Origin of the sequence: Mycobacterium sp. 1165196.3 (genome assembly GCF_001673415.1) — a bacterium.
In the GTDB taxonomy this organism is placed as follows: Bacteria; Actinomycetota; Actinomycetes; order Mycobacteriales; family Mycobacteriaceae; genus Mycobacterium; species Mycobacterium europaeum_A.
This window is the reverse complement of the sequence record NZ_LZLU01000110.1, coordinates 25,374-47,669: the sequence shown is the minus strand read 5'-3', so window position 1 is coordinate 47,669 and position 22,296 is coordinate 25,374. Positions and strand designations below refer to the sequence as shown.

Annotated in this window: 23 protein-coding genes; 8 read left to right on the top strand and 15 right to left on the bottom strand. The window is 63.8% G+C overall.

Going from position 1 to position 22,296, the window contains the following annotated elements; all coding sequences use genetic code 11:
* From A5659_RS12170 to A5659_RS12160, 3 genes are all read right to left on the bottom strand, one after another.
* On the bottom strand, positions 1–743 hold a 743-nt coding region (locus A5659_RS12170; RefSeq protein ID WP_156749162.1), incomplete at its 3' end, for a sulfite exporter TauE/SafE family protein.
* A gap of 79 nt (positions 744–822) precedes the next feature.
* Positions 823–1,764 (bottom strand): catalase family peroxidase, encoded by a 942-nt coding sequence (locus A5659_RS12165; RefSeq protein ID WP_067181314.1) that lies wholly within the window; start codon positions 1,762–1,764, stop codon positions 823–825.
* Between the two features lie 18 nt (positions 1,765–1,782).
* Complete coding sequence (locus A5659_RS12160) at positions 1,783–2,574, bottom strand: SDR family NAD(P)-dependent oxidoreductase (protein WP_067137509.1); 792 nt, start codon at positions 2,572–2,574, stop codon at positions 1,783–1,785.
* A 158-nt stretch (positions 2,575–2,732) separates the two neighbouring features.
* Here A5659_RS12160 and A5659_RS12155 point away from each other — a divergent pair, with 158 nt between their 5' ends.
* From A5659_RS12155 to A5659_RS12145, 3 genes are all read left to right on the top strand, one after another.
* Positions 2,733–3,335 (top strand): hypothetical protein, encoded by a 603-nt coding sequence (locus A5659_RS12155; protein ID WP_067137499.1) that lies wholly within the window; start codon positions 2,733–2,735, stop codon positions 3,333–3,335.
* 93 nt (positions 3,336–3,428) lie between these two features.
* Positions 3,429–4,988: a long-chain-fatty-acid--CoA ligase gene (locus A5659_RS12150; protein ID WP_067181311.1), complete on the top strand. Its 1,560-nt coding sequence runs from the start codon at positions 3,429–3,431 to the stop codon at positions 4,986–4,988.
* 8 nt (positions 4,989–4,996) lie between these two features.
* Positions 4,997–5,782, top strand: a complete 786-nt coding sequence (locus A5659_RS12145) for an MBL fold metallo-hydrolase (protein ID WP_067181332.1) — start codon at positions 4,997–4,999, stop codon at positions 5,780–5,782.
* On the opposite strand, the gene A5659_RS12140 is transcribed toward A5659_RS12145, so the two are convergent.
* The 3 genes from A5659_RS12140 to A5659_RS12130 all read right to left on the bottom strand — a co-directional run bounded on the left by A5659_RS12140 (position 5,777) and on the right by A5659_RS12130 (position 7,455).
* Complete coding sequence (locus A5659_RS12140) at positions 5,777–6,607, bottom strand: enoyl-CoA hydratase/isomerase family protein (RefSeq protein ID WP_066862327.1); 831 nt, start codon at positions 6,605–6,607, stop codon at positions 5,777–5,779. The two genes, A5659_RS12145 and A5659_RS12140, sit on opposite strands and share 6 nt — an antisense overlap.
* A gap of 77 nt (positions 6,608–6,684) precedes the next feature.
* Positions 6,685–6,978, bottom strand: a complete 294-nt coding sequence (locus tag A5659_RS12135) for a hypothetical protein (protein ID WP_066862324.1) — start codon at positions 6,976–6,978, stop codon at positions 6,685–6,687.
* 30 nt (positions 6,979–7,008) lie between these two features.
* Positions 7,009–7,455 carry a hypothetical protein gene (locus A5659_RS12130; protein ID WP_066862321.1) on the bottom strand — a complete coding sequence of 149 codons (447 nt, stop codon included), beginning with the start codon at positions 7,453–7,455 and terminating at the stop codon, positions 7,009–7,011.
* Between the two features lie 122 nt (positions 7,456–7,577).
* Here A5659_RS12130 and A5659_RS12125 point away from each other — a divergent pair, with 122 nt between their 5' ends.
* Positions 7,578–7,871: a hypothetical protein gene (locus tag A5659_RS12125; RefSeq protein WP_082971993.1), complete on the top strand. Its 294-nt coding sequence runs from the start codon at positions 7,578–7,580 to the stop codon at positions 7,869–7,871.
* A gap of 96 nt (positions 7,872–7,967) precedes the next feature.
* Here A5659_RS12125 and A5659_RS28960 read toward each other — a convergent pair whose 3' ends face one another.
* The 4 genes from A5659_RS28960 to A5659_RS12105 all read right to left on the bottom strand — a co-directional run bounded on the left by A5659_RS28960 (position 7,968) and on the right by A5659_RS12105 (position 12,860).
* Positions 7,968–9,029, bottom strand: coding sequence for an MAP_0585 family protein (locus tag A5659_RS28960; protein WP_369829376.1), 1,062 nt, complete (start codon positions 9,027–9,029; stop codon positions 7,968–7,970).
* Between the two features lie 15 nt (positions 9,030–9,044).
* On the bottom strand, positions 9,045–9,503 hold the full coding sequence (locus A5659_RS12115; RefSeq protein ID WP_197497985.1) for a lipoprotein LpqH: 459 nt from the start codon (positions 9,501–9,503) through the stop codon (positions 9,045–9,047).
* Positions 9,504–9,543: 40 nt separating this feature from the next.
* Positions 9,544–9,933, bottom strand: coding sequence for a hypothetical protein (locus A5659_RS12110; RefSeq protein WP_156749160.1), 390 nt, complete (start codon positions 9,931–9,933; stop codon positions 9,544–9,546).
* Positions 9,934–10,091: 158 nt separating this feature from the next.
* Entirely contained in the window at positions 10,092–12,860 is a 2,769-nt protein-coding gene (locus A5659_RS12105) for an AAA family ATPase (protein ID WP_369829375.1), read from the bottom strand.
* A gap of 549 nt (positions 12,861–13,409) precedes the next feature.
* Between A5659_RS12105 and A5659_RS12100 the strand changes: the two genes are divergently transcribed.
* Both A5659_RS12100 and A5659_RS27720 read left to right on the top strand, forming a co-directional pair.
* Positions 13,410–14,582 carry a site-specific integrase gene (locus tag A5659_RS12100; RefSeq protein ID WP_067181328.1) on the top strand — a complete coding sequence of 391 codons (1,173 nt, stop codon included), beginning with the start codon at positions 13,410–13,412 and terminating at the stop codon, positions 14,580–14,582.
* A complete protein-coding gene (locus tag A5659_RS27720; RefSeq protein ID WP_156749158.1) occupies positions 14,582–15,562 on the top strand; it encodes a hypothetical protein in 981 nt (326 codons plus the stop codon). Before A5659_RS12100 ends, A5659_RS27720 begins: the two co-directional genes overlap by 1 nt.
* Positions 15,563–15,676: 114 nt before the next feature.
* Here A5659_RS27720 and A5659_RS27715 read toward each other — a convergent pair whose 3' ends face one another.
* The 5 genes from A5659_RS27715 to A5659_RS26940 all read right to left on the bottom strand — a co-directional run bounded on the left by A5659_RS27715 (position 15,677) and on the right by A5659_RS26940 (position 20,777).
* On the bottom strand, positions 15,677–16,411 hold the full coding sequence (locus tag A5659_RS27715; protein ID WP_156749156.1) for a hypothetical protein: 735 nt from the start codon (positions 16,409–16,411) through the stop codon (positions 15,677–15,679).
* Positions 16,383–16,754, bottom strand: a complete 372-nt coding sequence (locus A5659_RS27710; RefSeq protein ID WP_156749154.1) for a hypothetical protein — start codon at positions 16,752–16,754, stop codon at positions 16,383–16,385. The genes A5659_RS27715 and A5659_RS27710 overlap by 29 nt, the downstream gene beginning before the upstream one ends.
* Positions 16,755–17,009: 255 nt before the next feature.
* Entirely contained in the window at positions 17,010–19,310 is a 2,301-nt protein-coding gene (locus A5659_RS12090; RefSeq protein WP_082976038.1) for a bifunctional DNA primase/polymerase, read from the bottom strand.
* Between the two features lie 174 nt (positions 19,311–19,484).
* Complete coding sequence (locus A5659_RS27705; RefSeq protein WP_156749152.1) at positions 19,485–20,486, bottom strand: hypothetical protein; 1,002 nt, start codon at positions 20,484–20,486, stop codon at positions 19,485–19,487.
* 48 nt (positions 20,487–20,534) lie between these two features.
* Positions 20,535–20,777, bottom strand: a complete 243-nt coding sequence (locus A5659_RS26940) for a helix-turn-helix domain-containing protein (protein ID WP_082976037.1) — start codon at positions 20,775–20,777, stop codon at positions 20,535–20,537.
* 266 nt (positions 20,778–21,043) lie between these two features.
* Between A5659_RS26940 and A5659_RS12080 the strand changes: the two genes are divergently transcribed.
* Both A5659_RS12080 and A5659_RS12075 read left to right on the top strand, forming a co-directional pair.
* Positions 21,044–21,472, top strand: coding sequence for an LppP/LprE family lipoprotein (locus tag A5659_RS12080; RefSeq protein WP_067181279.1), 429 nt, complete (start codon positions 21,044–21,046; stop codon positions 21,470–21,472).
* Positions 21,473–21,645: 173 nt separating this feature from the next.
* Positions 21,646–21,960, top strand: a complete 315-nt coding sequence (locus A5659_RS12075; RefSeq protein ID WP_067181265.1) for a hypothetical protein — start codon at positions 21,646–21,648, stop codon at positions 21,958–21,960.
* The last annotated feature ends 336 nt before the right edge of the window (positions 21,961–22,296 follow it).

Here is a 22,296-nt window from a genome sequence, read left to right as displayed (position 1 = left end):
CCGATCAGTCCCACGGCCACGATGATCGCCCGCAGCGCATTGCCCGACAACCGCCGCCCGTAGCGCGCGCCGAGCAGCCCGCCGACCAGTGAGCCCGCCGCGATCAGCCCGGCGGCCGGCCAGCTGATCCGATCGAACGCCACCGCCGTATAGGCAATGGCGGCAACCACATTCACCATCAACGCCAATAAGTTCTTGGCCGCGTTGGTGCGCTGCACCGATTCCGGAAGCAGGGCGCCCATCAGGCCGACCAGCAGAATCCCTTGCGCCGCTGTGAAATAGCCGCCGTAGACGCCGACGGCGAACGTGCCGAACACCAGCGTCGCCATCCGGCGCGGGCTGACGTGGTCGGGCGAGCGACCCGCCTGCTCGGCGCGCCGGGCCGTCCACGCCTGGATCCGCGGCCCGACGACCACCAACACCAGCGCCAGCACCAGCAGCACCGGCACGATGTCGGCGAACACCTTCTCGGGCAGATGCAGCAGCAGGTACGCGCCCAGCGCCGCGCCGGCCAACGATGCCGGGAGCTGCCACCGCAGCCGATCCCACTGGCCGCGCAGCTCGGCGCGATAGCCCCAGGTCCCCGAGACGCTGCCGGCGACCAGACCCGTTGCGTTCGACATGGTGGCCGTCACCGGCGGATAGCCGAGCGCGACCAGCGTCGGGAAGGTGATCAGGGTGCCGGACCCGACCAGCGCGTTGATCGCACCGGCACCCAGCCCGGCCAGGCATATGAGGAACATCTGAAATGGCGACACCGGAGAAAAACCTTAGCGTGCCGCCGATTTCGGCGCGAGGCGAGCGTCGGCCCGGGTCGGCCGGTCAGACGGGCGGGGCTTGCGCGCCGCGTTCCACGCCGGTCCGCAGCTTGACCGAGGCCGAATACGCCAGCGTCCGAAAGTGCAGCACCGGATCGTCGGACGGCTCGATGCCGTCGGTCACCCGCATCGGATCGAACACCACGATGTCGCCGCCGTGCTCGCGCTCGGTGTCCAGACCGGTGATGGCCAGGGTGCCCACGGTGACGATCTGGGTGCTCTGCCAGGCCGCCGACGGGTCCACGGTCGAGTCGGTGGGACCGGCGATCTGCACCCGGAAGTCGAACCGCACCGGCCCGCCGTCCAGCCGCGTCTGCAGTTCGTCGGTGAGGAAGTCCCGATCCTTGTCGTGGGCGTCCGACCCCGACAAGTACTCCTCGGCCGCGGTCGGAACCAGGTGGTAGCGAACGAATCTGGCGCTGCCGTCGGCGGCGATCCAGCGGAAGGCGTGCAGGCCGTGGTATTCGGTGGTGGCATAGCTGGCCGGGATCCGGTTCGCCTCACGCAGCAGGGGCAACGCGCCGAGCAGCCGCGGATGGGTGAGTAGGTGTTTGGCCATGCGCAGCGGCGTGGTGAGACCGGGCCGCATCGCCTTGAGCAGATCGATGAATCCGTCGGGCGTGCTGGAGACGAACAACCGGGCGGTCTGCGTCGAAACGTCGGTGGTGGAGCCGTCGGGCAGGGTGAATTTCACCGCCATCCCGCGCACCCCGGGTGCGCCGTCGCGCTGCTCAGGGTTGCCCGATCCGTTGGAGAAGCGGATCAGCGCCGGGACCGTAGAACCATCGAGATGCTGTGCGCGCGAGAGCATGAGCGCGTCGGGGGTCGCGGTGAACGTGCCGCGGTACAGGGTGCCCTTGGCGTGCAGCGCGCGGCATCCAGGCTGTGCTCCGCCGGCGCCCCGGATCGCCTCGATCGCCTGGTCAGGAGTAAGTGCACCGCTCATGGACGAATCTTAGTTGGATCAGTCGGGAAAGCCGAAGAGTTCGACCACACCGTGATCGCGTCCGGCGGTGTAGCCGCCGTCGACGGCGAGCGCCTGGCCGCTGACGAAGGAGGCGTCGGGCGAGAGCAGGAAGGCGGCCATGGCGGCGATCTCCTCGGGCTGCCCCAGGCGCTGCAGGGCGTGCTCCTTGGTGATGGAGGCCAGCGGTCCCTCCATGCCGGGAATGCTGAAGACGCTGTGTGCCATGGGTGTTTCGATGAAGCCGGGGCAGATGACGTTGGCCCGGATGCCGCTCGGCCCGTAGTCGAGGGCGATGTTCTTGGTGAGCAGCACGACGCCGCCCTTGGCCGCGTTGTACGAGCTGCCCCCGGCGGTGCCCTCCAGGCCTTCGACGCTAGCGACCGTCACGATCGAGCCGCGTTCGCCGTCGGCCCGGGGCTGGTCGATCATCTTCGCCAGGGCCGCCTTGGCCACCAGGAAGGTGCCGGTGAGGTTGATCCCGATCACCCGATCCCATTCGGCGCGCTCGAGCAGGTGCACCGGGCCTCCCCCGGCGACCCCGGCGGCGTGGAAGAGGCCGTCGAGGCGGCCCGGCACGGCGGCCAGCACCGCGGCGATCGCGGCTTCGTCGGTCACGTCGGCGGAGACGAAGGTGAACCGCGCGCCCAGGTCGTCGGGCGGGGCGGCCACGTCGGCGCCGATCACGGTGCCGCCCTCGGCCAACAACCGTCGCGCGGTGGCCAACCCGATTCCGGACGCGGCGCCGGTCACGACGAAGGTGCGGGAACGGGCGCGGTCGGGGTTCACCATGTCGCATCCTTCACGGGTGGTGGGCGGTTCGGCCCCGTCATGGTGACACACGTTCGCGCCGTTGGCTTTACCAATGCAGGCGTTCGATAGGCCGGCTGTATCGAGCCATAGCAAACCCGTCTTGGACATAGCCGTGCCAGCTGGAGGACGATAGGCCGATGTCAATACCTCAGCAGCGGGCGCGGTCGCGCCGGACCGGATGGCGTTTCGGGGCGATCGGCGCGGCCGCCGTCACCGCGGTGGTCTTGCTCGGCTCCCCCGTCGACCGGGCCGCGCCAACCGCCGCGGTCGCGCTGTTGTCCGATGACGCCGTCGCCATCGCGCCGGGCGTCTCGGTCACCCCGGCCCCCGGCTGGACCGTCGGAAACCGCGGCCCGAACTGGGTGGCGCTGAACAACGCCGACACCACCGCGCAGCTGCGGATCACGGTCAAAGCCGCGGGCGGCGCGGACGCCGCCGGGCTGCTGCAGGCCGACATCGACCAGTTCACCGGCGGCGCATCGGCCATCCTGACCGACGTGAACCGCCTGACCGCGCCCGAGACCAAGCCCCTGCCCGGCCCCAACTTCCAGCAGGAAGCCTCCGTCGACTACACCGCGACTGTGGTGAACCCGCAGGGCGCGATCCCGGTGATCGGCACGTTCACCGAGCTGCTGAACGCCTCGAACGGCCGATCGGCGTTCATCGACTTCCGCCAGGACAGCAGCGCGACCAGTCAGGCCGCCGGCGAGGGCGGAATGATGATCAGCTCCCTGCAATGAGCCGCTAGCGACCCGCGCGGGCGAAGGTCGGCGTCGCACGCGTGCAACCGACCGCGTATTACAAACTGGTACGAATCGACCGCGGAGGGGTTCATGCCATCAGCCGAGACGGCGACCAGCACGGCGGAGACGCTCGCCGGCATCGTCGAACGACACGCACAGCACCGGCCCGACGCGGTCGCCATCCGGTACGGCGAACGCCAGTGGTCCTGGGCCGAGTGGAGCTCGCGGATCCGTCGCGCCGCCGGTGCGCTGCGCGCCGCCGGCCTCGAGCGGGGCCAGTGCGTGGCCTTCCTGGACAAGAACCACCCCGCCTGTCTCGAGGTCCTCATCGCCGGCGCCTCGATCGGCGTCGTGACCACGGTCGTCAACTGGCGAGTGGTCGGCGACGAACTCGTCCACGTCCTCACCGACAGCGGCGCCCGCGTGCTGCTCGTCGGCGCCGAGCTGCGTGCGGCGGCCGTGTCCGCCGCCGAGCGGGTCCCGGGTGTGGAACGCATCATCGAGGTCGGTGAAGAATACGAATCGTTGCTCGCCGCGGCGCCCCCGACGCAGGCCGACGCGAGCGTCGACGAAAACGAGACGGCGTTGGTGATTTACAGCTCCGGCACCACCGGACGCCCCAAGGGCGTGCTGCTCAGCCAGCGCGCGCTGGTCAATCACGCGTCCAACCTGGCTCCGGCGTTTCCCTTCGACGAGGGCGACGCCAACTTGGTGGCGATGCCGTTGTTCCACGTCGGCGGGATCGGCTATGCGCTATTCGGAATCCGTTCGGGTGCACCGACATTCATGACCCGTGAGCCCGACGCGGCAACGCTTATCGGCGCGGTGCGGGCCGGCGCCACGCACGCGTTCTTCGTCCCGCCGGTGATCGCCCGGTTCCTGGACGCGGGTGAGGCGGCGACCGCGGCCCTCGCCGGCCTGCGCTACATCGTCTACGGCGCCGCACCGATGCCGCTACCGCTGCTGCATCGCGCGCTGTCCACCTGGCCCAACACGAAATTCGTGCAGGTGTACGGGCAGACGGAACTGTGCGGGGCGGTCACCGCGCTGTCCGACGACGATCACCGCGACGCGGCGCGGCCCGAGCTGCAACTGGCGGCCGGAAAGGCCGTGCTGGGTTGCGAGATTCGCATCGCCGACCCCGAGACCGGTAACCCGTTGGCGACCGGCGAGTCCGGTGAGGTCTGGGTGCGCAGCAACCAGAACATGACGGGCTACCTCAACCGGCCGGACGCGACGGCCGAGACGATTACCGCCGACGATTGGGTGCGCACCGGCGACATCGGTCGGCTGGACGCCGACGGCTACGTCTACATCGAGGACCGCATCAAGGACATGATCATCACCGGCGGCGAGAACGTGTACGGCCCAGAGGTGGAAAGCGTGCTCATCGAGCATCCCGCCGTCGAGGACGCCGCGGTGATCGGGGTGCCCGACGACTTCTGGGGCGAATCGGTCAAGGCGATCGTGGTGGCCGACGGCGAGGTCGACGAGAAAGGCATCATCGAATTCTGCCGCGAGCATCTGGCCGGCTTCAAATGTCCGCGCACGGTCGACTTCGTGCCCGAACTCCCCCGCAACGCGAGCGGGAAGATCCTGAAAACCGAGCTGCGGGAACCGTTTTGGCGCGATAGGGCGCGGGGCATATGAGCACCCGCCTGGATGCCGCGCGCCGCGACTGCGCGATCAGCGTGCTGGGCGGTCCCACGACAGTCATCGACATCGCCGGCCGCAGGATCGTCATGGACCCCACGTTCGACCCGCCGGGCGTACACGCCTACCTGACCAAGCTCACCGGTCCCGCGGTGAGCGTCGAGGCCCTCGGGCCGGTGGATGTGGTGCTGGTCAGCCACGACCAGCATCCCGACAACTTCGACGACGAGGGCCGCCGCATGGCGCTGGCCGCGCCCCTGCTGCTCACCCATCCCGGCGCCGCGGGCCGGTTGGGTCCGCCGGCGGTCGGCGTGGCGCCCTGGCAGTCCCACGAACTCAACGGCGCATCCACGTCGCTTACCGTGCAAGCGGTTCCGGCGGTCCACGGTCCGGCCGACGGCCGGCGCGACGCCGGCGGCCACATCAACTGCGAGGTGACGGGTTTCGTGCTGTCCGGGCCGGGCCTGCCGACGGTGTACCTCAGCGGCGACAACGCCTCCATGACCGCGGTCAAAGACGTCGCCGATCGCGTCGGTCGGGTCGACATCGCCGTGCTGTTCGCCGGTGCGGCGAGCGTGCCCACCAAGGAGCGTGGGCGACCGTTGACGCTGACCGCGGCGCGCGCGGCGGCCGCGGCCGAGTTGCTTGGCGCCAGGACGGTAATCCCCGCCCACGTCGACGGCTGGGCCCATTTCGCCGAGGGCGTCGACGAATTCGTCGCGGCGTTCGATCAGGCCGGCATCAGCGACGTGCTCAGGGTCGCCCCGCACGGCGAGTGGATCGACTTATAGGCGTCCCTGCACGCGCAGCTCTGGATGCACCCAGTCGGGCGAGCGGCGCTCCTTGAACGAGCGGAAGCCTTCGATGGCCTCGGCGTCGGACAGGCTGGCGGTCATGCCGATGCGGTCATAGAGGCCCAGGTAACCGTCGATGCTGGACTTGATGACGCCGCGGGCACGCGGTGCGGTTCGACAGCACTGCGCCAGTAGCTCGTTCGCCGCGTCAAGCAGGCCCTCGTGCGGCACCACCCTGGTGACCAGGCCCCAGTCGAGGGCTTCGACCGCGGTCAGCACCCGACCGGTGAACATCAGGTCGCGGGTGCGCACCGGCCCGATGACGCGGGTGAGCATCTGGCTGTAGTAGGTGTCGGCGTAGCCGCGGAACAACTCGGGCACCCGGAAGGTCGCCCGATCACTGACCACCGACAGGTCGCTGCACAACGCGATCTGGAACCCGCCGCCCTGGCACAGCCCGTTGACCGCGGAGACGATGGGCTTGGCCGAGGTGCGCACGGCGTCGAACGGCGTCACGTCCATGCCGAGCGCCGAACCGAAGGTGATCCAGTTGTCCTCGCCTCCCCCGCCGCCCATGTCGCCGCCGGGGGCGAAGACGTCGCCGGTTCCGGTGAGCACCAGCCCGGCCAGATCCGGGTCCTCGTTGAGACGTCCCACCGCATAACGGATTCCGAAGTACATGGCCGGGCTCAGCGCGTTGCGCGCTTCGGGCCGGTCGATGGTGCACACGGCGATCGGTCCGTGGCGCTCGAAGCGCAGGTACGGCGTGCCCAACCAGTCGCCGTCGGGCGGACGGGGGGTGTTCTGCGGTGTCTGCGCCACGGGACTCCTCTCGGGTCGGCTCCGCGGATGCGTCGCGCCGCTACTGTAGCTCTTACAGTATCCGGGCGACCCGCCGCCTACACGTAAGGCAGCGTCGCCGTCTCCGCCGTCGCGGACGCGTCGGCGATCACCGAGGAGAGCTTGGACTGCAGGGTCGACGTGGCGTCCCCCACCGGCTTGTCGCAGAACCTGCAGAGCGCCTTGAAGTTTGGTTGTTCGTCTTCGTCCGGCCAGAACCGCCGCGGCCCGACCTGAGCCCCGGGGTCGAACTGCACGGATTGATGCGGGGCGTCTTTGAGGATTCTGCCGACGGGATGGCGTTGCGGGCATTCGAGTTTCAGCATGCCGACGCCTTCTTGATTTCCGACCATGGTTCGCCGTCCTCTCTCGGGTGTGCGCTGTCAGTGCAGGATCCGCGCGAGCTTGCGCCATCGCCGATGCCGGTGTCGAAACATCACCCGGACGAAGGCGCGGGTGAGCAGCCCGTGCAGGCCGTCGTCGGTTTCGATCTCGTCGGTGTAACGGCAGCTGCGCTCGTCGATGGGTTCGAACGTCAGGCGGTGATTCCAGGTCCGGACGGGTCCGCCGTGCTCGTTGGTGTAGATCTCGGTCGGCTCGAGTCGCTTGATGGTGAGGTGATGCGTCCAGGCCGGGATCACGCCGAACCACCAGAACCGCGCCGATCCTTGGGTGCCCACCTCGATGCGCTCGGGGACGTCGAGCCGGTACACCCGCAGCACCGGGCTCAACACGTGCCGCATCAGCTCGGGCTTGCGCGCCAGTGCGGACGCCGTCTCGACCGGGATCGGCAGCTCGGTAGTTAGGGTTACCTTACTCATGCAGTTCATGGTCGCTCAGCGAGCACGATCAGGCAATAGCGCGCGAGCCTACGTTGGGGCGTCGTCGCGAGGGCCAAAGAGTAGGAATATCCCTGATATCGGCGGGCCGTGCAGCGCAATAGCGTGGGGCAATGGTGATCGCCGGCGCGGGCTTGGAACGCTTCCTGGTCGAGTGGTACGGCCCTGACGCGCACGCGCATTCCATCAATGAGACGGCCGGACATCTCAACGACAGCGCGACATCCATGGCGGCGAGCGGCAGCCAGATCCGACTGCTGATGGCGTTGGCGGTTCCCGCGGATGAGTATGCCTTCGGCATCTTCGCCGCCGAATCGGCGGAAACCGTCGCGCGGGTCTGCGTCGACGCGGGCGCACCCGCGGAACGGATCAGCGCCGTCATCGGATGGTCGCTCGCCTTCGACTGAAGTGGTCGCCGAATTCGCTTGGCCCAGTGAGTATCTAGCCGATTCTTCTTGAGAATGTCTGTGCCTGAGGCGAATTCGACAGCCACCCGCAGTGGCTCAGTACAACGGGGTCCAGATGCCGTCGAACCAGTAACCCCAACCGCCGTACTGCCAGTTGAAGATCGGCAGGACCGTGTAGGTGTTGTAGGTGAACGGCGCGAAATAGCGCTGCCCATAGGACGCGTCAACCGGTGGCCCGGTCCACGGGCGGTTCCAACCGCCGGCCGGCGGTGGCCCGTTCCAGCCACCGGCAGGCGGCGGACCCTCCCAGTTGGGTGGGGGCTGGCCCGGAGCGGGGCCATCATTCCAGCCGTAGCCGTTCGGCCGCGGCGGAGGCGGCGCCCCCTGACCCGGAATCCAGAAGCCGCCGGGCAGGTCGACGGGGCCGCCGACTTGCGGAGCGCCGCGCAAGATCGGACCACGCGGCGGGTAGTACGGCTCGTGTGGCGGCTGATAGTTCGGCGCGTTGAGGATCGGGCGGTTGGGGGTCGGTTGCGGCGAGCCGCCCCACGGCGCCGAGGGTGACGGCGGCGTCGAGCCGGCGCCCCCGTATCCGGGGCCGGCGCTGGGGCTGGGACCCGGGTTTTGGTTTGCAGGGGTGCAGTCCGGATGCCAGGCGGGGCACGAGAACGGTATCGAGGTCGTGGGCGCCGGAGTGCTCCACTGCGACGGTGTCGGTCCCGAAGTGCTCCACGGCGCAGACGTGGTCGGCGGCGGAGTGGTGCTCCACGGCGCAGACGTGGTCGGCGGCGGAGTGGTGCTCCACGGCTTCGAGGTGGTCGGCGGCGGAGTGGTACTCCACGGCTTCGAGGTGGTCGGCGGCGGAGTGGTACTCCACGGCTTCGAAGTGGTCGGGGGCGGGGTGCTGTTTCGCGGCGGCGTGGTCGTCGGCGTTGCGCCGCCGGCCCCGGGAACGTGTGACCCGGGAGCAGGCACCGTCCCCGTGCCCCCATACCCGGGGCCGGGGTTGGGGACACCGGAGCAGCCCTTTTGCCCGTTGGGGCACGGCGGCGGGTCCAACGGCGGGGCGGAGCCGGCGAGTCCCGCGTTGACCCCCGCGACGGACAAGCCCAGGCCCGCAGCGACTCCGGCTGCTGCGGCGAGACGTTTGATGGACATCGGTTGCGTTCCCTTCTAAGGGCAGGTCACGTCCAACTCGAAGGGCTTGGTTACCGGCTTCGGTTGGTGCGGGTCGCTGGTGTCGGCACCGGTCGCGGTGCCCTTGATCTGGTAGGACTTGCCGCTTGCCGCGGCCCCGGCGGATCCGCCCTGACCCGGTGCGGCGTCGGAATAGCCGAGCGTGATGCCGTCGACGATGCCGAGCCCGACCGCGTGAACGATGGGCGGGTTGTCGGTGCTGATCACCGCGCCCAGACCGTTGGCCGCGTCGCCGATGCCGATGGTGATCCTGTTCCCGGACGGGTTGCAGGTGACCGCGCCGGTCACGTTCTGGCTCTTGCCGTCGACGATGACCTGCGGTCCGGCGGGCGCCGGCGGGTTTGATGCGCCCGTGTTTGACTTACCGGAACAGCCAGCACAACTCGCGATGACGACGGCCATGCCGGCTGCGCCGACGACGATCCCATGCTTCACCGCTGCTCTCCTTCGTGTCGTTGTCGTCGCCGTCCGCGTATTACTGCGCGGGGCCGGGGATCTGGTACGCGCACCTACCGGTCGTGTGTTCGGTGAGCGGGACGGGCTGGCCGTCCACCTGAATCGCACAGTCGTGCGGGCCGCCGGTTTTATCGGTGTAGTTCAACGCCAGGTACGGATTACCGGTAACCTGCACGGTCTGCGACCAAGGCACCGAAACCCAGGTGGTCGTGCTCGCCGGATACACCGGTGTTCCGGGGTCGGGGATGACGGAGAAGACGTCACCACCGCCGAGGATCCGGTACACCACGGTGTGTTGGCCCGGGTGGGCCTGGGCCCTCGGCAACATCGCCTGCGGTGCGCTGCTAGCGGCGATGGCGACGGCCGCGAGCACAGCGGCCATGGTGTGCAAGCGCGGAGTCGTTGGCATGGCGTTCCTTTCGATATGCGCGACACACGGTCTCACCCGTATGTCTCTTGTTCGTCGATGAGGCAACCGCCGCCCGCGCGGTGGGTCCAGCAAACGCCCGCAGCACCCGCCGTATCAATTAGGGATTTCCCTACACTTTCCGGCGGCCGGACGCCGTGTCAGGAATCGACTTCCAGTTGGTCGAGGCGGCGGCCGAGTTCGGCGCGTGACCGGATGCCGAGCTTGCGGTAGATCCGTGAGAGATGAACCTCGACGGTCTTGGGGCTGATGAACAGCCCCGAGGCGATGTCGTGATTGGTCTTGCCCGCCGCCGCCAGATCGGCGATCCGGCGCTCGGCCGGCGTCAGCACCTGGGCGTCGGCTCGGCCGAAAGTGATGCGCTCCAACGAGCTTCGCGCGCGCCGCACCCACAGCGGCGTGCCCAGCTCCACGAACGTATCCACCGCCGCCCGCATCGCCGCGGCGGCATTCTCCCGGCTGCGCTGCCTGCGCAGGATCTCTCCGAGTAGCAACTGCGTGCGGGCGCGCTCAAATGGCATGGGCAACCGCTCGTGTTCGGCCATCGCCCGTTGCGCGGCCGCCAGCGCCGCACCGAGGTCTCGGCCCCCGGCCAGCAGCATTGCCCGGCAACGCGCACCCGACGCCAGCATCCACGGCCTGCCCAACCGATGTCCGTTGGCCTCCAAGACGTCGATGAGGGGCCGCGCCTCATCGAGCCGTCCGAGCTGAATCAGGGCTTCGGCGGCATCGGGCAGAAAAGGGGTGACGAAAATCTCTGTGGCGCGCGGGCTTCGCTCGAACTCGCTCAGCAGCGGTGAAAGTGCCTGCAGCGCGGCTTCGTAGTCGCCCAGCGAAACCTCGAGAAAGCCAAGCGTGCTGGTGGGCCAGACGGTGACCAGCGCGGGCGAGTCGCAGCGCTCGGCGGCCGCCAAGGCGGCGGTGGCATCGCGGCGTGCGACCGCCTCGTCGCCGGCATAGGCGGCCACCAGTGCCTGGATCATCAGCGCCACGGCCAGCGGCAGGTCCGCGTCGAGCTGGCGCGCGCGTTGTAGTGCGTCCTCCCCGATGAGCGAGGCCTCCGCGAAATCACCGCGCCACATCTCATTGAGCGCGCTGTGGAACGCGCCGACCATCATTTCGCTTTCGGCGCCGCGATCGATATAGCGTTGCCGAATTGCTCTGAGTTCCCGGCGCCCGTCGTCGAGTCTGCCTGTGCCGATGAGCAATTCGGCGCGATGTAGCGTCGGCCAGATCGTGGCCGAGGACGGATCGTCGCCGTCATCCAGGGTCAATGCGGTCCGTAATTCCTCTTCGTCGAAACCCTCGCCGACCAGGAATCGCACCAGCACACGCATGCTCAACGCCTGGCTCAGCAGCTGACGGTCGTCCAGCCGGGACGCCGTGACGACCGCCTCGTCAACCGCGTCGATGGCGGCGTCGAACTCGTGAATGTTGAGGCGTGCGAACGATAATGTCGTGAGTATGTGGCTTAGCAGCCTGTCGTCTCCGGCGGCCGCATCCGCGGCCCGTTGCAGCTTTCGGGCGCCGTCCCGTGAACTGCCGTCGAGCAACGCCCACATCCCCAGCAGGCTGAGCGCCTCGGCCTGTACATTCGCCGGCGCGGGCGTCCCGATGACTTCCTCGAGGATGCTCCGCGCGCGTGCGGCGTCGCCGGCGCTGAAATGGAATGCGGCGCAGCGAATCTGGCGTTCAGGACTGACGGCGCCGAGCTCGTTGGCCAACTCGATGAATTCCGCGGCGGCCGCCGGCGCCCCGCGCCTGTTGGCCAACTCGGCTGCGGCATCGAGGGCCGTCAGCGTCTCCGCATCACCGTGGGTGGCGGCCAGCGCCAGGTGGCGAGCCCGCAATTCCGGGTGGTCGACCACGGTCGCCAACCGCCTGTGCATGACGCGCCGCTGCGTGGGTGTGGCCATCGTATAGACCGCGGCGGTGAGCAGCGGGTGGGTGAACCGCACACGGTTGCGATCGATGGTCACGATGCCGCGCCGCTCGGCGTCCAACAGTCGGTCCACGCACTCCTGGACGTCCCGGGCGGTCGCCTGCGAGACGGCTTCCATGGTCGGCCTGGCCAGGCATGCGGCGGCGAGGAGGATGTCGCGAAGATCCTCATCCAGCACGCCGATCTTGGAGGCCATCAGCCCGGTCAAGGTGGTGGGCAGCGTCATCTCGATGCCCGTTTCGCCCTCGGGGATGGTGCGCGCTAACTCGATGGCGTAGAACGGGTTACCGCCGGACGCCTCGTGGATGCGCAGCATGGCGTGCCGGGAAAACGAGCGGCCCAACCGTGCGGTGATGACCTGGTGCAGCGCGCCGATGGCCAAGGGGTTGAGTGTCATTCGCCTTGTGGCGTTCGGCTTTTCGAGCTGCAGCCATGACACATCGTCACCGTCACCGGTGCGCACGGTCGCCAGCAGGCCGACCGGACCGGAAAACCGTCGTGCCGCGAATGCCACCACGCGAGCGCTCGAGGGGTCCAGCCACTGGAGGTCGTCGATGGCCACCAGCACCGGAGTGTTTTCGGCCAGGATGTCGACGACCGAGAGAAACGCCGCCGCGACCGCACGCTGATCGGTCGTCAGGCCGTCGTCGCTGACCTGCAACAGGATCCGGTCGATCGCCAGGCGCTGGGGTCCGGGTAGCGCGTCAAGCACCGCACGATCGACGGTCGACAGCAGGTCGGCCAGCGAGATGTAGGCCGTCACCGATTCCGTGATTGCCGCACGCGCGGTGAGAACACGCATCCCTTGCTCACGGGCCTGCTCCAGCGCGGCCAGCCACAACGTGGTCTTGCCGATACCGGCCTCACCCTCCACCAGCAGGCACGCGGGTTCGGCCCGGCAGGTATCGAGGAATTGGGAGACGGCCTCGGCCTCCGCGGCCCGCGTCCCCGTTAGCACCAACCCCACCACCATGAGCGTCGGCGTCAGGAGCCGTTGACGAACGAAGAGATTCCGGCCAGGCGCCCGGCGCGACGAGCAAACTCGCTAACTTGCCGGACGTGCACCTGGATGCGCATTGCAGCCCGGTTCACGACCCGGCGCACGTTCGCATACAGCGAACTTATCGGGGCTGGACGGCGCCTGCAATACGAAGCGGCGGCAGGGCCGGTCGGATTGGGGCCGGTCAGCCGCGTCGAGCCGTCACACTGGCGGCCGGCGCTCGGGTGGAGCGTTTTGACCTGCGGTGATTGGTGGTCCCGGCTGGGATCGAATTAGCCGACGCGGCTCGTTGTGCTGACCGCATGATCAGCATTTATGCCTTATGAGCTGGCGTTTCACGAACAACACGTCTGTAACTTCCGGTAACTTTCGGCAAGCATCTACAAGGCTGGATCGCACACTGATAGCATGGGATAGCAAAACGCACTGGTCAGGATGATTTACGGCTGGCTTTATAGCAAACCTATCTCGAATCAATGAAAACCGGGACAGAATCAAGGCCAAAGGAAAATGCAAATGAGCGCGACCAAGAACCACCGCGGATGGGGATATATCCGCCAGCTTCCCAACAAGTCAAAGCGCTGGCAGGCGTCCTACATCGGCCCTGACGGAAAGCGACACAACGCGCCCAAGACATTTGAATCGAAGATGAGCGCTGAGCTGTGGCTTGGCCGCGAACGTCGCATGATCGATGACGCGGTGCTCGGTATCGGGGTTTGGACATCACCAGCGGCGAGAGCCGAAGTCGAAACCGTCAACAAAGAAACGTTGAGCGTTTTCGCCTCGCGGTGGATCGAACAGCGAAATCTTAAGCCGCGCACCCGAATCCATTACAAATCAATCCTGACCAACCACATCGAACCGAAGCTAGGCAATGTGGCGGTATCGAGCCTGACCTCGCAGATGGTGCGAAGTTGGTATGCGGCAACCCTGACCGATCGGCCAACGCTTCGCAGTCACGCTTACGGATTGCTGAAGTCGATTTGCACGACAGCAGTCAAAGATGGGCTGATCGACCGCAATCCCTGCCAGATCGACGGCGCAGCCACGGTCAAATCCAAAACGCAAGCCAACGTTCCATCCGTTAGCGAATTGGCTCAGATTGCCGACACGATCAAACCACAACGGTTTAAAGCATACGTGCTGATCAGCGCGTGGTGCGGTTTGCGGTACGGAGAGGTATGCGAACTGAAACGCAAAGACATCGGCAAGGGTTGCGAAGTGATTTCGGTTGGCCGTGCTTTCACCCATCGTGAAGGATGCCGGATCGATACGCCAAAGAGCGGAAAACCCCGAATCGTGGTGGTACCACCGCATATTCGTGATGATATCGCTGCGCATCTAGCTAGCTACGTGGGTCCCGACACCGACGATCTGCTATTTAAGCCGGTTCGTGGTGGCTGCCACCTGAGCGACAAGGTTATCCGTGACGCTTTGCGACCTGCGTTGACATCGCTTGGTTTACACCACATTAGGATTCACGATTTGCGTCACTTCGCAGGCACTCAGGTTGCACGCGTCGGCAACCTGGTCGAGACGATGAACCATTTGGGTCATTCGACTGTGTCGGCGTCGCTCCGGTATCAACACCAGGTGTCCGGTCGTGATGCTGAGATTGCAGCGGCGTTGTCTGAGTTGGCAGCCAAGCCCAAGCTGGCGCTCGTAGCCGACGAAGCCGCGACGGCCTAATGAACCAACCGGACCCGATGGAATTACTCGCGGCGTTGATGAATCGAGCCCAGACTTTGGAAATCGTTGGACGCACAGAAGCAAAGGCCAAACGTGGTGCGGCACTCAATCCGTGGGCGATGGGCGTACGGCGACACCCGTATGACGCCGGTAGCAGCCTTGCCCTAGATGATGCCGAATTCATGACCGATTACGCAGGCGACATGGTTAGCGGCACAGCCCTTTTCCCAATCATGAATGGAATTGACAGCATCACATCGATTGCTGAATTGATCGCTGGACGCGCGCAATCCCGTGATAGTCACGCTACGTCACTATTGACGTTGAGCCGCATGGCGACCGAGACAGCAGCCACAACCATATGGCTGCTGTCGAGCGTGGACCGGAATGTGAGACGCAACCTTAGCGTTCGATTCACCGCGTCAGAACTTCGGGAGCAGAAGGGATATCACAGCTCCACGCGCAAGTGGTTCAAAGACGGACCTGGCAAAGAGCTACCCGATGAGCACAAGAAGTTTCTGGAACACGAGCGTCTGCACAAACAGCGCGAGGCGATATTAGAACGGGCACAACAAAAAACGACAAAAGTGCCCGTACTGGGGAAGAGCGCTGTTGTTGTTGCGGCTGCGCGGTGGCTCGACAAGCACCCGCCAGCCCACGACCAGGGCAATGGGCCGTACGGTCGTGTCGGGTATCCGTTCGAAGAAGTGGCGCGCTCGTTCTACAACGTAAGTTCCGCAATCGTTCACGGCCTCAAGTGGCCGCTGGACTACATGCCCAGCGGTGAAGTTGATATGTCGCGAATGATCTCGGAAAGCGTCAATAACGCGGTGTCGATGGCTGAGTGTGCGGTAGCGCTGTATGAGGCTCAGGCGCAGAATTGGCATGACGACACCGACAGGCCACGGCTGTATCCAGAGCATTTGCAACAGACCATCGAAACATGGGCGTGGCTCTACGAGGTTAAGCAATCCGGCTGATGCTTTACCAGCCGGTATTGCCTGGTCAACAGCTATTTTAACCTTCGCTGTGCTATCCACGTGCGATCCAGATCAGCGTGCGATTTGAAATATGTTGCGCTACAGCCGCTTTCGCTATGTGCTGCGGCCTGGTGGTAGCGCTCGCTGCTCGCGCATAGCCCGAGCAGCCTCAGTCTGCAACCTGCGTATTTCGGCGTTGGCATCCTCAAGGCTCATCAGGCCGTCAGTCGGTGGCGCTGAGGCTGGGCCGAATCGCTCTGAGTCGAACGCAGAGCCACTTTCGTAGCTCTCTGGTGTGATCGGTCGGGCGTAGTCGCCCAAATCAACTGCGTCGTCGTCATTCAAATCGTCAACGATCTGTGCGTCGATTGGCTGATGGTTCGCGGCGGGAAGCTCTTGTGTCCCCGCTGTGGGTTCGCCAGCACCAACAGCGGACCGATGTGCGTCACGTGATCCGCCCGTCAGTTGTTCGAAGATGCTTTCGTAAGGCTTTGCAGTGACTTCGATTTCCGCCTTGACACTGATACCGCCGCGGTCCAAAGCGTCACGGATAGCGGCCAGCTTCACCGAATCTGACACATTGTCGGCAGTTGCCATATTGAGCAGTTCGCGCGCCATGCGATCAGCGGCATTTGCAAGACGGACGCGGGCGGCGTTACGAACGTGTTTGGCTGCTCCACCATGAAATTTGCAGACCGTGCCACCGAGGATCGCAGCGTTTTTGCACCGTTCGCCACTCTTTTTATGTCCGGTGCATTGGCGATGCGGCACAGGCGATTTCGACCAGTCACGGCCTTCGATAGGTTGACCTTCCGATAGCTCACTCATCATCATATCCTTCATCTGCAATTTGCCATTTTAAATCGACTCGCCATCGTGGTCGCCGTTGCCCTTCTTCGCCGTAGTCCACGACAAGCAAAGGTTTGTCAAATTCGATAACTTCATCGAAGACCACCCCGACCAGTAGACTCAATCCATCTGCCAAATAGTCACCGGCCGAAACAATATCTTTGTCATTCGCACTCAAAGGGCGAATACCGTTAACAAATTCCAAAAGTGCATCCTGCACCTTCGTAGTCAGTTGAAACGCTCGACGGTGCAACACACATAAGCCACCACGGTCAGCTACGCCACGACACGATTGCGCTCCGCACATCGGCATCGGTGTTCGTGCGATGACCTCAACGCTCATGATGGAGACCCCGTTTCGGGCGCTTGCTCGTTTGCTAGTTTGCTGGCTTGGCCCCGTCCTGTCTGACGCACGGTGGACAGGGTGGACAGGGTGGACAAGTCCCGTGAAAACTCCGCGCTAGCCCCTATACAGCCAAACATATATTTCTATCTTTCCTGGTAGTTTGGATTTTGGTCCGAACCGCGTTTCGCACGTCGTGTCCACCGTGTCCACCGTGTCCACCGTGTGCGTGCGCGCTCGGGAACGCTTCTAGATTCATTTGCTAGAGCCCTTCACTAGCTGCAAAATGAAACCACCTGGCCCGTCATTCTTGCTTGAGTATTTCTTAATGCGGCCCGATTCGATCAACGAAGTTTCTACATCATCGAAATAAACTCGATCACGCGCGCTGAACTTCTTTCGGACCAGAGCCCGGGCCATTTCACCACCACCGGATTCCAGATGGTTCACGAAGTTGTTTGTAATGCGGTTGACGGCACGATCAAGTTTTACTTGCTCAGCGATGTCCGCTCGTTCACCTTCAAACCGGCCGCGACTCGCGTTCTGTTCGGATTTTCGCTCATTAAGCTGATTCATCACCGATTTACGAGTCTGATCGGACATCTTCATGACAGTTGCAGCTCTGAGCCAGTCGTTTTCGGTGATATTTTTTCGTCGTCCTTCTAGCGCCATTAGCGCTGCGGCGACTTTGAGTTGAACCAACAGACGGTGACCGTCGAGCGGTTCGGTGTTTCCGGCACGGATAGCGCGTTGCGTCGCTTTGATTTCGTCGCTGGCGATGTCGGGAACCTTCAACACCTCGTAGTCAGCCGGATCGGTGCGGTCTGCTAGCTGACGGTTACGGTCAGCGTCGATACTGAGCGGGAATGACTTCGGATTCGCTTCCCAGCGACCAAGATTCAGCGTAGGCGGCGTGGGAGGTTCTACATCAGGCATATCGTCATCGACGGCGGTGAACCAGACGAAGCGTTGTGGCGTGCCGCCATCAGCATCATCGAAAAGCGGAGCAGCGCGTAACGGCTGCACGCCGACTACCAAGCACAACCGATAACGGTTCTTCTGCAACACAATTCGCTTATCATCACCAGCGTAATCTTGGCCCAAGCGCTCACCGGACCAACCTTCGCGCAAGGTGCTCATGATGGTCGCACCGCCACGGCTGCCGGTTGCGGTCAGCGTGTCCACTTCGGGGATTTGAGCCAATACGGTCCATTGCTTACCGATCTGCGACCAGCCACCACCGTTAGGCAACTTGGTTTTGTAGGCAAAGCATTTGGCTAATCCTTCACCGCTACCGGGTTTAGACGCTTCGTAGTCGGGTTCGACCGTGAGCCAGTCAGCGCTGGCAAGCATCGACGCCGATTTAGACTCTCCGCTCTTACCGACAAGAGCCACAAACAAATTCAAGCTGGCGTATGACCCGACTATCGGCGGTAGAACCACATGCGGCGGGATGGCCGATACAACACGCGCCAGCGTTGCGCCCAGCATCGACCACGGGCCGACTAAGCGGGCCTGCGCGAACTGATGCAAATCCGAAAGCTGCGGCGACGACTTCCAGAACGCTGTGTAGAGCTGCGCTAGGTCATCGTTGTCGTAGTCGCGGTTGGCTTCGTCCAAGATGTCTCGTGGGCTGCGGCTCAATGCGTAACCGACACCGTTGGCCACCAGCCGGCCAAATTCGTGATCTGAGAACTTCTGCGGCTCGCCGCGTTGGGTGTAGCTGTCGAGCATGGCCGCGCGAGTGTTTTCGATCATGGTTTTGAGCGGGTAGAAGCCGACGCGGGCCTCACTGGCTGCAAACCGCAAAACATTGCGAGTCGTCGCGTAGGTCGCTGCTCGGGTTTGCCTGATGGATTTGACCGGGCCATCGAGTGCTTTCGGTCGGGTATTGGCAGTCCAGTCCGCAAGGGCTTGGGTGACCAGTTCGTCAGGCGCTTCAATTGAGGCCGACCACCGCGCCCTGGTGGTCCCATACGGCGTGAGGTATCCGTGTGCTTGATCGGGAAGCGCTGGTAGGTCACCTTTGGTGATCCAAAGGTACTGACCACCTTCGTCGGCTTTGGCGTGCTGCGACGGTTCGGCAATGATCACCGTATTGCCGGATCGAACATCTCCAACCTTCGTGCCATCGGTGAGCGTGAGGTCACCGGAGATGTAAATCTCATCGCTGGCGAACACGTAATGTCCGCGCGCACCCCCATGACGGCCGCGAGTGCTCTGAAATAGACCTGTCTTGAGCCAGTCGAGTTCGTCGGGAACGAGGTCGACATCGAGATCGAACGCGATCAGGTTTGACTTGCCCGTATGCAGGGCGATTCCACGCTGCTCGGGGCGATCCCAATAGCTTTCGATAACGTCAGGATCGCGGGTGCTCTGCTCGGGCCAACCATCACCCACAACGCTGCCGGGGTGTTTTCCGATTTTTACCGGCAATACATACAAGCCCGCATTTGCGTAAGCTAAAGCAGCTTGAAACAGGGACAGATCATCAACGTCGGGAATGTGCGGCGATTCGTCTTGGCTGCGCCGCTGAAAATGTGCTTGAATGGTCATGACAGCTTCTTCGTAGTAGTTGTCAACTTGGATCGCCCTTCGATCTGATCTGTTCGGCCCCCTGCCTGGGCTTCCTCATTCCCAGGCAGGGGCTTGCCCATTTATGGGACGTTACCGATGCGGCCATTCATTTCCACGGAGACCCGCCGCGCTATGCGGCGGCAACCCACCCAATCATGATTTCCTATGCTTTGCTCTTTTATCGGTGATCTTTTGCGGCTCTTCGCTTCCCTCGCCGACAAACTCCGCATCTTGTAATGCCGTTTGCAATTCAATAGTCGATGGCCAGCGACTATTACGCAGGTGCCACTCGCGCCTGACCTGCTTGACAACCTTTGGGTCCCACTTATATTCGCTCTTGGTGATCGGGCCACCGCCAACACTGCCAAAACCGTCGCTAATGGGTTCGATGATGCCGATTTTGGTCGTATCGACGTGATTTTGGTAAAGCCATGCGCCGTAGCACATTGTGCAAATACGTGCCAGAGCAATCACATTGCCCACCGCGAACGGCGCCGTTCCGAAATAGTTCGGTATAAACTCGCGCTGGTGCGGGTTAGGTAAACCGTCTTTATCTACACAGCCGTTTTCATCCTGCTTTTTTAGCTTTCGTAACCAGGAGTATTTATCGAGGCACGGTCCGATATCGGTGTTCCTCATCAGATCCAGATCGCAGTGGATGTCGAGCGAGAGCAGGTCCATGACCATGTGTAATGACTCGACGCTGGTGATTTTCCAATACTCACCGGGTCTCGACGGGGCGATCGCGATAATCTGATCGGGGGCCACGTCGATACCAGCGGGAAAATTTCGCATCACCTTCTCTGGGATGGAACGGATCAGGTTGTCAGCCGGTTCTAAATAGTGAAACGCTCGGTACTTGCGCGTGGGTTCACTCTCAAACGCTTGTGAAATGATAGATTCCACCCGCGAATCTAAATGTTCAAAGCGACCTTGCCAGTTTTTCGATACCGCTACAAAGTCGGTCATCTCTTCGTCATCACGATTAAGCGGCAGGGTAACGCCGGTCAGATGCCGTCGCTGATGCATTCGTTGTTTCGGATCAGAAATCGTCGCAATTTTTCGGTTGTCTATTACTGCGCGGACAGGATCAAGTTTTTGCTCTTGTGCGAGCTGATAGATACGTGTGTCCTCGTCAGATAATTGGTCGTCCATTATGAAATTCCTTTCAGGCTTCCCGGTTTTCGGGTTTTGGAGTGTTGCTTACACTCCGACTTTGCGAGCGAAATCGTCAAGGTCTGCAACTTCATACTTGTAAAGCTTGTCGCCAACCTTTTTGAACGGGATTCGCCCCATTTCGCGATAGCGGCGGAACGTTGGAATACTGATTCCGAGATACGTTGCGGCTTCCTGCGTAGAGAGAAGTCTTTTTTGCAACTTTTTGTTGAGGTCGGTTTTAAATTGCGGATTGGCGCTTGAAATTGGCGCGGTGTTACCTCGGCCCATGGACGTGGCCTTTCTGTTCCAATGCGGGTTTGCGGGTCAGGCCGACCCCGATAAATGCAACTTACCGAAACTGCATCCACCCGCCAAGCGTTCAGGCCGCAGATCGGGCGAATTCACAGGCGGTCCTTATGGATAAATAACTATTTCGCGTTAAAGTTCAAAGCCATCTGTCTTCTTAGCTTTTGAAGAGGCTCGGGACGGCCGATCACACGAGCGCACCCGCGTCGGTGGGGCGTGGGCGGCGCTGGGGCGTAGTGTGACCCGCCATGAGCGAGGTTCCACCCGAAGTGCGTCAGGCCGTCGAATCGTTCGCACCGCACCCACACGTTGATCGGAAGTGGCACCCTGTCCCCTCGGACGGCAATTACGACCCGACCGCGACGCTCTCCGCCACGTTGCACACCATCGAGATGGCGACTGTCAGCTCGCCTATGCACATCGCGCTCTATCACAAAGGGGAGTTCCGAGGGCAGGGCACTCCGAAGGCTGGCGCGTTCGTCTCTCTGCGTCACGACGCCTGCACAGATGACACCGTGGCTGTCCGGTTGAAAATCCCAGGTAGCTCGCACGTCGAAACGAAGTCGCTGCATGACGTGGAGTTCGTGTGGCGAAACGGGCGAATCTTCTGGCGCGGGGACTGGCCGCACGACGCCTATGCGCCACCGTTGCCAGGATGGTCCGAAGTTGACGACTAACCAGGCCGGTTCACCGTCACCGGACGCGGGGTAGTCGAGTTGCCATTTCGCGGTGGCCGGTTGGGTCTCTGCCGACGCGGCTCGGGCTGACCGCAATACGGCCACTCAGGCGGGTTGTACGGAGTCATCTAAATCCGCCCTCACGGCAGGCCGAAACCGTAGGCTCGCTTGCTATGACCAGGACCAAACCCCTCGGCGCAGCGCTGGCGGTACTCGGTGCCACGGCGCTTCTGTCCGCTGGCACAGCCCAGGCCGACCCGACCCACAAGCCCAACCTCTCCATCAGCGATTGTCCCGGTGGCAAGGGCGGCATTTTGGCGGTCGCCTGGTGCAACGGCGAGAAATTCCCTGACGGTAGCTACTGGCACAACGTCGCGATGACGGGCGGCACGTTCGCCACGCCGCGCTTCGAGATGAACTGCGTCATTGACGATGCGTTCCCCAGCGGGACACCTGCCCCGCCTGGTGGGTGCGGCGGGGGGGTCTAACGCGCTCATCGAGACCGCCTCGCACGCCGACGCACCTTCCGCGTTCGCTTCACCTGGCGGCGATACCCCTTGGTAAGCCGACGCGCCTCAGCGTGTGCGGCCTTGCGCGCGGGGGCCGGGAACGCGGCTCCGGCTGTCGAACGGTGCGGGATCGCCCGAGCACGCCGGGTGACCGACTTGCGGTGATCTGACGCCGCTCGGGCCACGTGCGCAGCGACCAGGCGACGCCGGGTGATCGCGGTGCGGGTATGGCTGGCCGGATGCGCCTGGCTGGCAGCGACCGCGGTGATCGCAGCACCGGCCAGCGCAACTCGACGGCGACGACGCACGCGCCGT